The following is a 15,736-nucleotide window of genomic DNA, read 5'->3' as shown; positions in this document are numbered from 1 at the left end:
ACTACCCACCGGCGGGCAGGTCGGTGCGCGGAGCGGTGCCCAGATGCACGCCGACCCGCTTCACGAGCAGCGTCATCTCGTACGCCACCTGGCCGACGTCGGAGTCGGCGTCCGACAGCACGGCGAGACAGCTGCCGTCGCCGGCGGCCGTGACGAACAGGAACGCGTCGTCGAGCTCGACCACGGTCTGCCGGACGCTGCCCGCGTCGAAGTGGCGGCCCACGCCCTTGGCGAGGCTGTGGAAGCCGGAGGCCACGGCGGCCAGGTGCTCGCTGTCCTCGCGCGTGAGGTCCTTCGACGCGCCCGTCGCCAGGCCGTCGCCGGAGAGCACGACGGCCTTGCGGATGCTGGCCACGCGGTCGACGAGTTCGTCGAGGAGCCAGTTCAGCTCGCGGCCCTCGATCGCGGTGTGGCCGGTCGCCTTCGGTGCGGTCATCGACCGTCCCCCTTCGTTCCTTGTGGTGCTGTGCCGTCGCGGGCGTCGTCGCCCTCGGCGTTCTCTGCGCGGCCGCGCTGCCAGCCGCGCTGGAGCGAGGCCATACGGCTGCGTACTTCGTCGGCGTCCCGGTCGGCGAGCTCGGGGCGGTCGGCGGTGCGCCGCGCGGGTCCCTCTCGTAGCTGGGGCGCCAGGTTGGCCTGCCGCACGCGTCGGGGCAGGCCGCCGCCCGGGGCGGGGCCGGTTCCCTCGGCCGGGGGTCCCGCCGTGGTGTCGTCGGGGCCGCCCGGCTGTCCCCCGGGCACGGCGCCCGCGGGCCGTGGGGCGGGGGGCCCGGTCCGCCGGGTGCGCTCGTCGCGGCGGTCGGGCGTGGCCGGCTCCTGCGCGGAGCGCGGGGACGGCGCGGACGGCCGGGCCGCGTCGTCGGGGGCACGCTCCGGGCGGGGTGTGGGGCGCGGGCGGCCGGTGGGCTGCTCGTCCGGGGCGCCGGAGCGGGACACGGGTGCCGTGGCTCCACGGGTGGGCTGCTCGTCCGGGGCGCCGGACCGCGGTATCTGGGCCGTGACCCCGCGTCGGCGCGTGGGCAGGGGGGCCAGGGAGCCGGTGTCCGCGCGGCGGGCGGGGTCCTCGTCGGGTCCGGTGCGCCGGGAGCGGCGGTCGCCGACGGGACGCCCGTGCGAGCTGACCAGCTTCGGGGTGGTCCGGCGCGGCAGGGCGAGCGGGCCGTCGGGGTCGCCGCCCGCGCCGTCGAGCGGGTCGAGCAGGCCGCGGGGCTGGTCGTCGGCGGGGGCCGGCCGGTCGTCGTGGGCGCGGGCGAGGGGGTGGCGCGGCAGGAAGAGCCCGCCGTGCTCGCCGTCGTCCTCGTCCAGGGCGTCCGGGAAGCCGGCCAGGGCGTCCAGGGCGTCCAGGTCGACGGGTGCCTCCAGCTCGACCGGGCCGTCCAGCACGGGGACGGGCAGCCCGGGGAGCTGGACCGCGGCGGCGGTGCGGCCGTCGGCGCCGTCCTTCTCCTTGGGCGGCCTCGGGCGGTCCAGGCGGAAGCCGATGCCGTTGGTGTCGGGCACGTCGTCGGTGAGCAGGGCGTCCGGGATGAACACCACGGCCGTGGTGCCGCCGTAGGGGGACGGCTGCAGGGAGACGCGGACGTTCTGCCGCTGGGCGAGCCGGCTGACCACGAACAGGCCGAGCCGGTCGGTGTCGGACAGTTCGAACTCGGGTGTCTCGGCGAGGCGCAGGTTGGCGTCGAGCAGGGCCTCGGGCGCCATGCCGAGGCCGCGGTCGTGGATCTCCAGGGTGAAGCCGTTGGCGACGCGTTCGCCGAGGACCTGCACGGCGGTGTGCGGCGGGGAGAACACGGTGGCGTTCTCCAGGAGTTCGGCCACGAGGTGGGTGAGGTCGGCGACCGCGGGGCCGGTGACCGCGACGCGGGGCAGGCGGCGGACCTCGATGCGCTCGTAGTCCTCGACCTCGGCGACGGCGGCGCGGACGATGTCCATGAGCTGGACGGGCTTGCGCCACTGCCGTGAGGCCGCGGCGCCGGAGAGGATCACCAGGCCCTCGGCGTGGCGCCGCATGCGCGTGGTGAGGTGGTCGAGGCGGAACAGGTCGGCGAGCTCGTCGGTGTCCTCGGTGCGGCGCTCCATGGTGTCGAGGAGGGTGAGCTGCTTGTGCAGCAGCACCTGGCTGCGGCGGGCGAGGTTGACGAAGACCTCGGAGACGCCGGCGCGCAGTTCGGCCTGTTTCACGGCGGCCTCGACGGCGGCCCGCTGCAGGGTGTTGAGGGCCTGGCCGACCTCGCCGATCTCGTTCTTCTCGTACTCCAGGCGCGGCACCTCGGTCTCCACGTCGACCTGTTCGCCGGCGGAGAGGCGGCGCATCACGCTGGGCAGCCGGACGCCGGACGCCTCGTGGGCGTCCAGCCGCAACTGGCGCAGGTCGCGGATGAGGCCGCGGCCGATGCGCACGGACAGGAAGAGGGACACCAGCACGGCGACCAGTCCGAGCACGCCGCCGAGGGCGACCTTGAGGATGACCTCCATCGCGACCGGGCGGACGCGGTCCTGGTAGCGGTCGTTGGCCTGCTCGTCGAGGGTGCCGAGTTCGTCGAGGACGCTGCCGGCGGCCGTGTCCCAGCCGCGGGCGGTCACCCCGCGGGGCATGTCACCGGGCTCGGTGGTGACGACGGCCCGTTCGGCGGCGCGCAGCGGCGCGGTGGTGGCGTTGGCCCAGAAGCGCTCGAAGCGTTCGCTCTCCCCGTCGGGCAGTTGCGGGAGGCTGATGTCGTACACCGCCTCGCGCTGCGCCTCGAGGTCGGACACCGCGCGGATCTCGGCGCGGGTGAGCCGGCCCGCCACGAGGGCGGAGCCGAGCAGGGCGTCCTCGCGGGAGACCAGTTCGCGGGCGCGGGCGGTGTTGACGAGCGCACGGTACTGCTTGTCCATCTCCACGCTGTCGACGGCGTCCAGCTTCGCGAGCAGTTCGTAGCCGGGGTCGACGAGGTGGTTGTAGAGGTCGAGGGCCTGGGCCCGGCTGACCGTGCGCTGGTCGACGCTCGTGCGCAGGGCCTCGACGCCGCCGAGGGCGTCCAGGACGGCGGTCAGTCCGTCGTTGTCGTCCTGGTCGAGGGAGTCGCGCAGGTCGGAGTCCCTGGCGTTGCGCCGGAGTTCGGAGGCGGCCTTGTCGGTCGCGGTGCGCGTGCGGCGCAGGGCGTCGAGGGCGCCGGCGGCGCGCGGGTCGGCGAGGTAGACGAGGCTCTGCCGGCGTTCCTGCTGGATGCCGCGGATGGCGTCCTCGACGGGGTAGCCGACCTTCTCCGTCGTCGTGGACACCGCGAAGAGCCTGCTCGCCTCGCGGCCCGTGAGCACCGTGGCGAAGACCCAGATGGCGGTCAGGGACACCAGCGGCACGAGGAGCAGCGCCACGATCTTCCGGCGGATGGACTTCCCGCGAAAGCGCATGGCCTCCCCCAGCTCGGACCCCCGGCGGAGGGGGGTACGCGTGTGCGTCAACAAACGCGGGCGAGCCTACTACCGCCGCACAGTTAACTCGAAGAGCCGTCCGGAACCAGAACTTCCGCACAGGGCCTCGGACATGGGGAGGTGTCCGGTCATTGCGGGAGATGCCGCCCCGCCTGGCGTACGGGCACGGGGATCGGGTGGGAGCGGCCGGTACGGCGATTTGGCCAGAATTTGTCGTCGCCGGGGAATCTTTGGGGCGTCTTGTTCGTCCTTCTCATCGGGACGTGGGGCGGAATCGGCCAGTTGAGCCGGATGCGGTCCCACGGCGGCGTAAATCAGCGCAAGCCGGGCAGCCACTGGGGAGCCGGGTCGTGATCCGGGCGAGCGGTCTGCCGGCGGTGGGGAGTGACACGGTGATGGGCACGGCGGAGCGGCGCGGAGCGCCCGAGGACGACGCGGTGGCGTACAAGGCGCCGCCGCGGGAACTCGAGGCACCGGATCGCGGTATTCCGGCAAGCGGACGCGACACGGCCGACCGACGCGACGCCCCGGTGGACGCGGGGGCGGGGACGGGGGACCGAGACATGACGGCAGTGGGGATCGAGGGGACGGCCCGGCACGGCGGCAGAGCCGCGCGGGCCGGGATACGGGACAGTGCGCGGGAGGAGCCCGAGTACCGGCCGTTGTGGGTGGAGGAGCCGGCCGAGCGGCGGCGCCTGCCCGACCCGGTGCGGACGGCGGCGGTGCGTGCGGTGCTCTTCGCCGCCGTGACGCTGCTGCAGGCGATGGTGGCCTTCCTGTGCGCCATGGCCGGATCGTGGCTGGCCTTCCCGATGGTGATCAGCAGTGTGGTGAGCACGATCGTCGCCACCTGGGGCGTGCTGGACGTCTGGGTGACGCGCCAGGTGTGGAACCAGCGCCATGGCGTCGTCTCCAGCCCGAGCAGCACCGCCCGCGCCCTGCGCCGGGAGCGGCGCCGGGCCCGCCGTCAGGAGCGCGCCGCCGAGCGCGCCCAGGGGCGCATACGCCGGCGCGGCGGCGCCGGGCAACTGTCGCACTCCTGAACCAGGTCGGGGTCCGGTGGGGACACACCCTCGGGTGTGTCCCCACCGGACCCCGCACCGCTTGAGGGCCTCGCCCCCGGCGTGAATCCGTCCGCCGGCTCTACGACCCCGTCGTCGCCGGGCGCTTGAACATCCGGGTCGCCGTGATCTCGCTGTGCACCGTCTCGCCGGTGGGGGCCTGCTGCGGCAGCCCCGGACGCAGGTGTTCCTCCACCCGGATGTACTTCAGGCCGGCCCGCAGGTCGGCGTCGTTGCGCAGCCGGATGACGAGCGGGAACTCCGCCAGAGCGGTCGTGTCGAACAGGCCCGTGGTGTAGAGGAGCTGCACGCCCAGGGCGTCGGACACCGCCCGCTGGAGCTCCAGCAGGTACGTGGCGTTGGCCCGGCCGATGGGGTTGTCCAGGAACAGCGTGCCCGCGTGCCGGTGCCGGTCGCGGCCCCGGTCGTTGGAGCGCAGGGCGGCCATCGTGCAGTACAGGGCGATGGCGGCCGTCAGGAGCTGGCCGCCGGAGAACACGTCCCCCATCTGCCCGACCGGCACCCGCTCGGCGCGCAGCACCGCGTCCGGCTTGAGGATCTCGACGGCCACGCCCCTGGGCTGCAGGGCCGCCGCCACGCCGCGCAGCAGCAGGGACATGCCGTCGCGCCGCAGGTCGGAGTTCTTCTTCACGGCCGCGCGGGTGGCCTCGTCGACGACCTCGCCCAGCCGCTCGGTGAGGGTGGCCTGGTCGGGCTCCTCGAAGCGGATGCGCAGGAACTCCTGTCCGGACCACTCGCCGAGTCCCTCGGGCAGCCGGGAGAGCCGCTGGGCGGAGCGCAGGGTGGCCAGGGCGGACTCCACCAGGCCGCGCAGCCGGTCCACGATCGAGTCGCGGTTGCGCTCCAGTTGTGCCAGCTCGTCGGTCAGCACCCGAAGCCGGGGGGCGAACGCGTCGGCCCACTTCTGCGCGTGCTCGGGCAGCGCGGACGCGGGCAGTTCACGGATCTGCTGGCGCGCGGGGGTGCGGACCTGCTCGTAGCGCGTGGAGTTGGCGTGCCGTACGAGCACGTCGCTCGCCTCGCGCACGGCGGCCTCGGCGGCGGACAGGTCGGCGGAGCAGCCGCGCAGCGAGCGGCGGGTCTCGGCGGCCGACTGCCGGGCGTCCTCCAGGCTGCCGGGATACGGCTCCGGCTCGTCCTGCTCCTCGTCGGCGGCGTGCTCGCGCAGCAGGTCGCGCAGCATGGCGGCGATCTCGTCGAAGCCGCCGGCCGCGTCCTCGGCGGCGCGGTGGGCGTCCAGCAGCTCGGCGTGCGCCTCGCGGGCCTGGCTCAGCGCCTCGGTGCGGGAGGCGAGTTCGCCGGTCGCGGTGCGCAGCAGGGCCTGGGCGTGCTCGGCGTCGCGCGGCTGGAGCTCCTCGGGCAGCTCGGTGTGCGCCCCGCCGTCCTCGGGTGCGTGCCGCTCGGCCTCGCCGCGCAGCCGCCCGAGCTGTTCGCTCGCGCTGGACATGCGGGTCTCCAGGAGCTGCACCAGCTCCTCCGCGCGGGCGGCGGCGGCCTGCCGGGACGGTCCGTCGGAACCGTCGGGCGACTGCAGGAGCTGCTCCGCGCGGGTGCGCACCTTGTTGCTCAGCCGGTCCAGTTCGGCCCGGGCCGCGCTTTCGTCGCTCTCCGCGCGGGCCTGTTCGGCGCGCAGGTCGGCGCCGACACCCACCTTCTCGTACAGCTGGGAGGCGGCCCGGTACGCCTCGCGCAGGGCGGGCAGGGACGCGTCGGGTGCCTCGTCGCCCTCCCCCCGGGGCACGTCGTCAGGGGCGCCGGCGACCTCGGCGCGTTCGGCGCGCAGGGCACGCGCGGTGCGGCGGGCGTCGTCGGCGGCGCGCTGGGCGGCGCGCCGGTCCTCGTCTGCGGCGCGGGCCCGCTCCAGGCAGGCCTGGGCGCGGGCCTCGGACTCGGCGGCCTCGTCGGCGAGTTCGCGGAGCCTGGCCTGCCAGCCGGCCCGCTCGCGGAGCCGGAAGGCGAGGCCGGCGAGGGCGTCGGCGGCGCGCCGGGCCTTCTGGGCGGCCTCCTGCTTCTCGTCGCGCACCCGGGCGGCCTCGGCGGCGGCCTCCTCGGTCTCCGCACGCACGGTGCGCGCCTCGGTGAGCTCGGCCTCGGCCTCCTCGGCGAAGACGCCGGCCTCCTCGGCGGCCCGGGCGAGTTCGGCCAGCCGGCCGGCGGGGCAGCCGGTGCGCCAGGAGGTGAGCCGCGCGGACAGTTCGCGGTCCTTGCCGAGCCGGGCCGCGAGCCGGCGGATCTCCTCGTCCCGCTCGGTGGCGCGGGCGCGCAGCGCCTGCCGTTCCTCGTCGGCGGCGTGCTCGTCGTGCATGGCGGGGTTCGGCGGGACGAGGAACACGTCACCGCCGAGGGAGTCCTCGGCCGGGGTCGGGGCGAGCAGGGCGGCGGCCGTGCCGACGGCGACGGCGGAGCGCGGCAGCAGGGCGGCCTCGCCCAGCGCCTCACGCGCGCGTGCGTGCGAGTCGGGGTCGGTGATGATCACGCCGTCGACCAGCTCGGGACGGGCCGCGAGCACCCGCGCGTGGTCCGCCGGGTCGACGGCCTGGGCGAGGTAACGCCAGCCGGGCAGGGCGGGGATGCCGTGCTCACCGAGGAACTCGACGGTGGCCAGGACGTCCGGGCCGGGCGGCAGCAGGCCGCCGTCGCCGAGGGCGCCGAGGATGCGGGCGTCGTCGGCGGCGGCCGTCCGCAGGTCGAAGAGCTGGCGCTCGGCGGAGGCGACGGCGTCGTCGAGCAACTGGCGCAGCTCGTCGGCGCAGCGGTCGAGGTCCTCGGGCGTGAGCGCGCCGTCGCCCGGGGTCCCGCCGTCCTCGGGGGCCGCGCTCTCGTGGCGGGGGCGGGGGATGCTCGTGCGGCCGTCGGTGAGCCCGAGCAGCTCCGCCAGCCGGTCCTCGCCGGCCAGCGCCTCGGCGAGGCGGCGCTCCGCCTCGTACGACCGCTGCGCCGCCGTCGCCGCGTCGGCCGCGCGGGCCGCGGTCAGTTCGGCGCGGGACTCGGCGGAGGCGGCCTCGCGCGCGTGCTCGCCCGCCCGGCGGGAGGCCTCGCGGGCGCTGTCCCAGGCGGCGACGGCGCTCTTCTCGGCGTCGCTCGCGGCGAGGGCCGCCCGGGCGGGGTCGGCGTCGGGTGCGCTGTCGTCGAGCCAGCCGGCCCGTACGGCCTCGGCGGTCTCCTGCTCGACCTCGGCGAGCCGCTGGCGCAGGTGCCCGGCCTCGCTGCGGGCGCGCTGCGCCTCGGTGGCGGCGGCGGTGGCGTCGCGGTGGGCCGCCTCGCCGACCTCCTGGAGGGAGGCCGAGCGCTCCTCCTCCTCGTTGGCGAGGTGCTCGGCCCGGTCGGCGGCCGCGTGCAGGGCCCGGACGAGGTCGACGGCGGCCTTGGCGCGGGCGGCGAGCGCGGGCGCCGCGTCCCGCTCGGCCTCCTGGATGGCGGCGGACACGCGCGCGGCGCGGTCGGCGGCGGCGCGGTGACGCAGCACGGCCTCGGCGGCCTGCCAGGCGGCGTGCAGGGTGCGCGCGTCGGCGAGTTCACGCTTCTGCGCGGCGGCGGACTTCTCGGCCGCGGCGAGCGCCAGCGAGGCGTGGCGGTAGGCCAGTTCGGCGGCGACGAGCGCGCTGCGCCCGCGGGCCGCCTCGGCGTGGGTGACGGCGTGGGCGGCGCCGGTGACCCGCTGGGCGAGGTCGGCGGCGCGGGTGCGCTCCTGCGCGGCGCGCGCGGACAGCCGTCGTGCCAGGGTGCGGGTGCGGCGCTCGGCGGCGGTGTGGATCTCGCGGGCCCGCGCGCGGGTGTCGGCGGCCTCGACGATCCGGCCGAGCAGGTCGACGGAGCCGGCCGTGAAGTCCCGTTCGGCGATCAGTTCGGCGCGCCGTCCGAGCTTGTTGCCGAAGCCGCCGACCAGGTCGGCGAGGCCGTCGGTGTCGCGGGTGTCGGTGACGGCGCGCAGCAGCAGGTCGGTGAAGTCGGAGTCCTTCTTCACCGCGAACAGGCCGGCGGCCTCGCCCTCGTCGGCGTTCATCTCGCGCTGGTAGCGGAAGAGTTCGGGGTCCAGGCCGAGGTCGCCGAGGTGCTCGGTCCAGCGTTCGTGGATCTCCTCCCAGTGCACCTCCAGGTGCGGGTACGCCTTGCCGGCCTCGGTGAGGGCGTCACGGAAGCCCTTCATGGTGCGCCGGCGTCCCTGCGCGCCGGACTGGCCCTCGACGGGCGGCCGGACGGCGGTGGCCTCGGCGACGGGCAGGTTGTCCAGGGTGAGCCCGGGGCCGGGGCGGAAGGAGTACCACGCCTCGGCGAACTTGCGCGGATCGTTGGACACCTGGCGGCCGCGCCACTCGCTGACCTTGCCGACGACGACGCACTCGCCGGTCTGCACGTGCTGCCACTCCAGGGCCACGTGGCCGCAGTCGTCGGCGAGCAGGAACTTGCGCAGCACGCCGGAGCTGGCGCCGCCGAGGGTGTTGCGGTGGCCCGGCAGCATCACCGAGAAGATCAGCTTCAGCAGGACGGACTTGCCGCCGCCGTTCTCCAGGAAGAGCACGCCGGCGGGCGCGGGACGGCGCGGCGGGCCGACCGGCTCCTCCTCGAAGAACTCCGCCTGCGCGGGGGCGGGGTCGGGCACGACGTCGCCCACCCCGCGCAGGTCGAGCACGGTGTCGGCGTAGCGCGCACCGGCCGGCCCGATGGAGTAGAGGCGGACCCGGGACAGCTCGTACATGGCGGACTCTCGTCAGTCTTCTGGCGGTTCGGGAGGGTCGGTGGGCGGGGCCGCGAAGACCCGGTCGGGAGGGGTCGGCAGGGGGCGGGTCAGGGGGACGGGGCGTGGAAGGGCAGTCCGGCGTCGGCCACCATGTGCAGGTCGTCGGACTCCTCGGGGGGCAGCAGGCTCGGTGTGCCGTCGGTGACCGGGACGACGCCCAGCTCCAGCAGCTCGCCCATGGCGGCGCTGCCGGCCAGGTCGCGCACCTGGAGCTGGTAGCGGGCCGTGGTGCGGTACGTGCCGCCGTTGTCGTCGCCGGTGCGCTGGAGGAAGCCGGAGTCGGTGAGGAACGCGACGGCCTTGCCGACGATGCCGGTGGTGGACCCGGCGAGGCGGCGGGCGTCCTTGGTGGCACCGGCGGCGCTGCGGCGGGCCCAGATCCGCCAGGCGGCCTCCAGGCCGGGCGCGTCGGTGGCCGGGTCGGTGTTCTCGCCCTGTTCCTCGGCGCGTTCCTCCAGGCGGCGGCAGGCCTGGCGCACGAACGCGTCGACGCCGTTGACGGTGACCCGCCCGATGTACCCGTCGTCGGCGAGGTCCTCGGGGCGGGGGAACGCCATGGCGGCGACCGCGAGGTGGGCGAGGCCGTGCAGGAAGCGGTCGCCGGAGTCGGTGGCGGTGCGGCGCGCGTAGTCGCCCATGCGCACGGCGAACACCGAGTCCTCGGCCGCGGTCACGGCCATCCCCGCGCGCGGGGAGACCTCCAGCACGATCAGGCCGAGCCCGGCGGCGACGGCGTCGGCGAGCCGCGCGAAGGGCGGGTCCTCGCGGTAGCGGCGCAGCAGGTCGGCGTACTCCTGGTCGCGGGCGGGCTGCAGCTTGGGCTGGAGCCCGAAGGCGACGAGCCGCGCCGCGTCGGCGGCGTCGGCGGGGGTGACGGGGGCGGCACCGGCCGCCGGGGCGGGGGCCTCCGCGTCGCTCCGGTCGACGTGCTCGGTCACGACGGCAACTCCTTGTTCCGGGGGCGAGGGGCAGGGGGGCGGGTCCGGGCCCGGCTGGGCGGGCGGAGGCCGCCGGCGGCCGTCCCGTACCGGGCGGTGGCCCGGGCGGCACGGTGGGCGTCGGGCATCACGCCGCCTCCGTCCGGTCCGCCGCCATGCCCGCCGCGTCCAGCAGGGCGGTCCCCACGATCAGGTCCGCGCCGCCGAACTCCTCGTCGTCCAGCTCGGTGCCGTCGTCCACGGCGAACAGCAGCTTCTGCTCGCCCTGCCGGTAGGCCGTGCCGACGGGCGGACTCGCGGCGTGCACGGCGAGCAGCGCGACGAGGTACGGCAGGTCGGGATCCTTGCGGCGGGCGTCGGCGAGCAGCCCGGAGAGCCTGCGCGGGGCGTCCGCCGGGAGGTCGAGGAGTTCCATGGCGGCGGCCAGTTGCTCCTCGCTGAAGCGGCTGTCGTCCGGCGTGGCGATGAGGTCGGGCTCCGGCATCTCCGCGCCGAGGTGCTCGCGCTCCACCGGCGGGGTCAGCAGGATGTCGACCAGGTCGGTCACCCGCACGGACACCGGGGTGCGCAGTCCCGTCCCGCGGGCGAAGAACGCGTCCGTGACCCGGATCGCCTGCTCCAGCGGCAACGGCAGCACGGGCGCGACGAGCTGGCCGTAGAGGTCTATCCCGGAGGTCGTCAGGGGGGCGGCGAACGCCTGCCGGTCCTGCTCGGCGCGGAAGAGGGGGCCGGCCTCCAGCAGGCGGGACTGGAGCTGGGTGTGGCGGCGGATGCAGTCCTTGACGATGTCGACGAGTTCCGCGGCGCGGCGCTTGTTCTCCGGGTCCTCGGACTCGTCGCGTGCCTTGCGGATGTTGGTGAGGATCGCGTTCTCGTGGCGGTAGCGGTCGGCGACGTGGTCGAGCGCCTCGGCGATCATGTCGGGCACGGCGTTGAGCCAGTCCACCGCGCGCACGTTGCGCCGGGTGGCCTCCAGCGCCCTGCGCAGGGTCTCCGAGTACTGCACGGTGCGGTAGCGGGCCTGCTCGGCGGCGAGCTGGGCGTCGGCGAGGCGGCCGCGCCGGATCAGCACCTCCAGCTTGACCTCGGCGGCGATCTGGGCGCTGGTGACGTCGGTGTCGAGGGCGCCCACCAGGACGTTGACGGCCTCGTCGGTGGTGCGGAGGTAGACGGCGCCGCCGTAGCCCGGGACCTCCTCGATCAGCTTGAAGTCGTAGTCCCGACGGACATAGGTGCCGTCGGGCGCGAAGGTGCCGTACACGGCGCGGAAGCCGCGGTCGACGCTGCCGACGTTGATCAGGTTCTCCAGGACCCAGCGGGCCACGCGCTCGTGCTCGGCGGCGGGCCGCTGCGGGGCCTGGGCGGCGATGCGCGGGACGAGGCGGGCCACGATCTCGTCGTGGTCGGCGCCGGTGTCGAAGTCCATGGTGAGTGTGACGAGGTCGATCGCGGCGAGGGCGATCTCCGCCATGCCGTACACCGAGTACTCACCGGCGAGGTTTGCCTTGCGCGCGTCGAGGTCGTGGATCGGCGCGGTGCAGGCGAGCGCGCGCAGCCGCCGCGCCAGGCCCTCGTCGGCGGCCGGCCCCGGCGCGGGACGCGGCCCCGCGCTGAGCTGGGGCGGAACACGGTCCGTCGATGCAGGCGAAGTCACGGTGCACAGACTAGGTCCTCGGTCTGACATCGACCCAAACGACGCAGATGCCACGGCCGTCACGGCGCCGCGAGACGCAGGCGGCGACCGGACCGGGCCGCACCCGCGTCCCGGTCAGCCGACCCCCGCCCCGTCCTCCCCCACCCGGCGCCGGTACACCTCGACCACCCGTTCCAGCGAGTCGCCCAGGTACACCCCGAGGAGGTCCTCGGCGCGGTCCCGCTCGCCGGCCCGGAGGGCCTGGAGGATCTGCTCGTTGCGGGCCAGGTACGGTTCGTGCAGCCGCCGCGGGTCGTCCACGACGTGGAAGGCCAGGCGCAGTTCGGCGAAGACGCTGCGCATCAGCTCGTCGGTGCGTTCACTGCCCGCCAGCGCGACCAGCTCCCGGTGGAAGTGGATGTTGGCGGTGCCCAGCGCTTTCCAGTCACCTTCGCGCACCGCCCGCTGCCCCTCGGCGACGGCGCCGGCGAGGCCGTCGAGCGCGTACGGCGGCTCGCCGAGCCCGCGGACCACCGCGCACTCGACCAGCGCGCGCGTGCGGTAGATGTCCTCGACGTCCTCCACGGTCAGGACGCGCACGAACACCCCCCGGTTCAGCTCGTGGACCAGCAGACGCTCATGGGTGAGCAGCCGGAACGCCTCGCGCAAGGTGTTGCGGGACACCCCGAGCGCGCCGCCGATGCTGTCCTCCGACAGACGCGTGCCCGGCGAGAAGTAGCCCTCGGCGATGCGGCTCCTGAGGATGTCGGCGACGCGCTCGGCCGTGCTGGTGCGCCCCAGGAGGGCTCGGTCGTCGGCCAGTCCCGCGAGCTGCTCTGCCATGCCCGGAATTCAACCGCAGACACAGGAACGAAACAACAGGGGTATTGAAGGATCGTTGAACGATCCTCTACGTTGCTGCACACGGCGCCCCGTCCCCACGGAAGGCCGGAAGGCCGGAAGGCCGGAAGACCACGGCGCCGCAGCACGGCACGGCTCACCCCCGCACCCTCCGTCATCCCTCTGCGAGGTGCCTCATGAGCACGACCCCTCCGCCCCGGACCGCCCCCACCCACCCACCGGCCGCCGGACCCGCCGACGCGGCAGGCGCGTTCGGCTGGCTGCGCGCCCTCGGCCCACGCGGCCGGCGCGCCTTCGCCGGCGCGTTCGGCGGCTACGCACTGGACTCGTACGACTACTTCACCCTGCCGTTGAGCATGGTCGCCCTGGCGGCCTACTTCGGCCTCGACAGCGGCCAGACCGGCCTGTTCACCACGGTGACCCTCGTCGTCTCGGCGGTCGGCGGCGCCCTCGCCGGCGTGGTGGCCGACCGGATCGGCCGGGTGCGGGCCCTGATGATCACGGTGGTGACCTACGCCGTCTTCACCGTCGCCTGCGGTTTCGCCCCCACCTACGAGACGCTGCTGGTCTTCCGCGCCCTGCAGGGCCTCGGCTTCGGCGGCGAGTGGGCGGTCGGCGCGATCCTGGTCGCCGAGTACGCGAGCGCGCGCCACCGCGGCCGTACCCTCGGCGCGATCCAGAGTTCCTGGGCCGTCGGCTGGGGGCTCGCGGCGATCGTGTACACGCTGGTCTTCTCGTTCTGCGGTGACGACCTGGCCTGGCGCGTGATGTTCTGGACGGGTGCGCTGCCCGCGCTGCTCGTCGTGTGGGTCCGGCGCCGTGTCGAGGACGCGCCGGTGGCCACCGCCGCCCGCGAACGCAGCGCCGGGAAGGGCTCGTTCACGGCGATCTTCCGTGGGCCGCTGTTGCGCACGACCGTGTTCGCGGGGCTGCTGTCGACCGGTGTCCAGGGCGGCTACTACACGCTCGCGACCTGGGTGCCGACGTACCTGAAGTCCGAGCGCGGCCTCTCCGTGCTGGGCACCGGCGGCTACCTCACGTTCCTGATCTCGGGGGCGTTCCTCGGCTACCTGACCGGCGGCTACCTCACCGACCGGCTGGGCCGGCGCCGCACCATCTGGCTGTTCGCGCTGCTGTCGGCGGTGTGCATCCTGGCGTACGCGAACATCCCGGGCGGCGCCGACTCACTGCTGCTCGTGCTCGGCTTCCCGCTCGGGTTCTGCATGTCGGCGATCTTCAGCGGGTTCGGGTCCTACCTGAGCGAGCTGTACCCGACCGCCGTGCGCGGCACGGGTCAGGGCTTCACCTACAACACCGGGCGCGCGGTCGGCGCCGTCTTCCCCACCACGGTCGGTTTCCTGGCCGACAGCTGGGGCGTGGGCGGCGCGCTGGTCTTCGGCGCCATCGGCTACGCGATCGCCGCACTGGCGCTGCTCGGGCTGCCCGAGACGCGCGGGAAGGAGCTGGTGTGAACCGCACGGACGACCGCCCGGTGACCCTCGTGGACGAGCACGCGCACGCGTGGAGCCCCCGGGCCGCCCGGGCCCGCTTCCGGGAGGGCCTGACCGGCCCCACGGCCGGGGTGGCGGCCGGCCACACCCAGGTCAACCTGATCTCGGTGCCGCAGGACTGGGCGTACGACATGCTGCTGTTCTGCCAGCGCAACCCCAAGCCCTGCCCCGTCCTGGACGTCACCGACGCCGGCTCCTGGACGACCGTGCTGGCCGACGACGCCGACCTGCGCACCGACCTGCCGCGCTACCGGGTGTGGCGGGACGGGCGCCTGGTGGACGAGCCGACGGACGTGCGCGGGTACTGGCGGGACGACCTGGTGACGTTCCTGCTCGGGTGCAGCTTCACCTTCGAGTGGGCGCTGAGCCGGGCGGGCGTGCCGATCCGGCACGTCGAGCAGGGCCGCAACGTGCCGATGTACGTGACGGACCGTCAGTGCCGGCCGGCGGGGCGGCTGCACGGCCCGATGGTGGTCTCGATGCGCCCGGTGCCGCCGGGGCACCTGGAGGCGGCGATCCGGGAGAGCAGCCTGCTCCCGGCGGTGCACGGCAGCCCCGTGCACTGCGGCGACCCGTCGGCGCTGGGCATCGAGGACCTCTCCCGGCCCGACTTCGGCGACCCGGTGGACGCCGAGCCGGACGACATCCCCGTGTTCTGGGCGTGCGGAATGACCCCGCAGGCGGCGGTCATGGCCTCCCGGCCGCCGTTCGCCCTGACGCACGCGCCGGGACAGATGTTCCTCACCGACGCCCGCGACGAGCAGTACCGCGTCGCCTGAGCAGGAGACACGATGACACCATGAGCGCGATCGATCTGAACGCCGACCTCGGTGAGGGCTTCGGCCGCTGGCGGCTCACCGACGACGAGGGGCTGCTGTCCGTCGTCACCAGTGCCAACGTGGCGTGCGGCTTCCACGCCGGGGACGCGGCCACCATGCGCCGGGTGTGCGCGCTGGCCGCCGAGCGGGGCGTGACGATCGGCGCGCAGGTCTCCTACCGGGACCTGGCCGGGTTCGGGCGGCGCGCCATGGACGTGCCGTCCGCCGAGCTGGCGGCCGAGGTGGCCTACCAGATCGGCGCCCTGGAGGTGTTCGCCCGGGCGGCCGGCGCGCGCGTGGCGTACGTCAAGCCGCACGGCGCGCTCTACAACCGGGTGGTGCGCGACGAGGAGCAGGCCGCCGCGGTGGTCGAGGGCGTGCTCCTCGCCGACGCGGCGCTGCCGGTGCTGGGCCTGCCCGGCTCGCGGCTGCTGGACCTGGCCGCGAAGGCGGGCCTGGGCGCCGTGCCGGAGGCGTTCGCGGACCGCGCGTACACCGACGCGGGCACGCTGGTGCCGCGGACTCAGGAGGGCGCCGTCATCGAGGACCCAGGTGACGTGGTGGAACGCTCGGTGGGCCTGGCGTGCGACGGCCGGGTCACCTCCCGCTCGGGCGCCCCGGTCGAGGTACGCGCGCGGTCCCTGTGCGTGCACGGCGACACGCCCGGCGCGGTGGACCTCGCGCGCCGGGTGCGGCGACGGCTGGAGGAATCGGGCGTGCGGGTCGAGGCGTTCGCATGAG

10 protein-coding genes are annotated in these 15,736 nt (G+C 75.2%); 4 read left to right on the top strand and 6 right to left on the bottom strand.

What is annotated here, in order from left to right:
* Nucleotide 1: 1 nt before the first annotated feature.
* Both E4U92_RS23155 and E4U92_RS23150 read right to left on the bottom strand, forming a co-directional pair.
* Nucleotides 2–436: a roadblock/LC7 domain-containing protein gene (locus E4U92_RS23155; protein WP_137302348.1), complete on the bottom strand. Its 435-nt coding sequence runs from the start codon at nt 434–436 to the stop codon at nt 2–4.
* On the bottom strand, nt 433–3,393 hold the full coding sequence (locus tag E4U92_RS23150; RefSeq protein WP_137302347.1) for a sensor histidine kinase: 2,961 nt from the start codon (nt 3,391–3,393) through the stop codon (nt 433–435). The genes E4U92_RS23155 and E4U92_RS23150 overlap by 4 nt, the downstream gene beginning before the upstream one ends.
* A 398-nt stretch (nt 3,394–3,791) precedes the next feature.
* Between E4U92_RS23150 and E4U92_RS23145 the strand changes: the two genes are divergently transcribed.
* Nucleotides 3,792–4,457: a hypothetical protein gene (locus tag E4U92_RS23145; protein ID WP_373311536.1), complete on the top strand. Its 666-nt coding sequence runs from the start codon at nt 3,792–3,794 to the stop codon at nt 4,455–4,457.
* A gap of 100 nt (nt 4,458–4,557) precedes the next feature.
* Here E4U92_RS23145 and E4U92_RS23140 read toward each other — a convergent pair whose 3' ends face one another.
* From E4U92_RS23140 to E4U92_RS23125, 4 genes are all read right to left on the bottom strand, one after another.
* Complete coding sequence (locus E4U92_RS23140) at nt 4,558–9,192, bottom strand: coiled-coil domain-containing protein (protein WP_137302346.1); 4,635 nt, start codon at nt 9,190–9,192, stop codon at nt 4,558–4,560.
* Nucleotides 9,193–9,281: 89 nt separating this feature from the next.
* The gene (locus E4U92_RS23135; protein ID WP_137302345.1) at nt 9,282–10,172 is read right to left on the bottom strand and encodes a hypothetical protein; all 891 of its coding nucleotides are present in this window, start codon (nt 10,170–10,172) and stop codon (nt 9,282–9,284) included.
* A 127-nt stretch (nt 10,173–10,299) separates the two neighbouring features.
* On the bottom strand, nt 10,300–11,826 hold the full coding sequence (locus E4U92_RS23130) for a hypothetical protein (protein ID WP_137302344.1): 1,527 nt from the start codon (nt 11,824–11,826) through the stop codon (nt 10,300–10,302).
* Between the two features lie 114 nt (nt 11,827–11,940).
* Nucleotides 11,941–12,648, bottom strand: coding sequence for a GntR family transcriptional regulator (locus E4U92_RS23125; protein ID WP_137302343.1), 708 nt, complete (start codon nt 12,646–12,648; stop codon nt 11,941–11,943).
* Between the two features lie 194 nt (nt 12,649–12,842).
* Between E4U92_RS23125 and E4U92_RS23120 the strand changes: the two genes are divergently transcribed.
* From E4U92_RS23120 to E4U92_RS23110, 3 genes are read left to right on the top strand one after another with little or no spacing between them, the layout of a single operon-like run.
* Complete coding sequence (locus E4U92_RS23120) at nt 12,843–14,138, top strand: MFS transporter (protein WP_137302342.1); 1,296 nt, start codon at nt 12,843–12,845, stop codon at nt 14,136–14,138.
* Nucleotides 14,135–14,956, top strand: a complete 822-nt coding sequence (locus tag E4U92_RS23115; protein ID WP_137302341.1) for a putative hydro-lyase — start codon at nt 14,135–14,137, stop codon at nt 14,954–14,956. The genes E4U92_RS23120 and E4U92_RS23115 overlap by 4 nt, the downstream gene beginning before the upstream one ends.
* Nucleotides 14,957–14,976: 20 nt before the next feature.
* Nucleotides 14,977–15,735, top strand: a complete 759-nt coding sequence (locus E4U92_RS23110; protein ID WP_137302340.1) for a LamB/YcsF family protein — start codon at nt 14,977–14,979, stop codon at nt 15,733–15,735.
* Nucleotide 15,736 lies beyond the last annotated feature (1 nt).

Source organism: Streptomyces galbus, assembly GCF_005280195.1.
In the GTDB taxonomy this organism is placed as follows: Bacteria; Actinomycetota; Actinomycetes; order Streptomycetales; family Streptomycetaceae; genus Streptomyces; species Streptomyces galbus.
This window is presented reverse-complemented; position numbering and strand designations above follow the sequence as displayed.

Coding starts and splice junctions, on each gene's coding strand:
- E4U92_RS23150 (WP_137302347.1), bottom strand. CDS start 3,393: ATGCGCTTTCGCGGGAAGTCCATCCGCCGGAAGATCGTGGCGCTGCTC.
- E4U92_RS23110 (WP_137302340.1), top strand. CDS start 14,977: ATGAGCGCGATCGATCTGAACGCCGACCTCGGTGAGGGCTTCGGCCGC.
- E4U92_RS23155 (WP_137302348.1), bottom strand. CDS start 436: ATGACCGCACCGAAGGCGACCGGCCACACCGCGATCGAGGGCCGCGAG.
- E4U92_RS23140 (WP_137302346.1), bottom strand. CDS start 9,192: ATGTACGAGCTGTCCCGGGTCCGCCTCTACTCCATCGGGCCGGCCGGT.
- E4U92_RS23120 (WP_137302342.1), top strand. CDS start 12,843: ATGAGCACGACCCCTCCGCCCCGGACCGCCCCCACCCACCCACCGGCC.
- E4U92_RS23125 (WP_137302343.1), bottom strand. CDS start 12,648: ATGGCAGAGCAGCTCGCGGGACTGGCCGACGACCGAGCCCTCCTGGGG.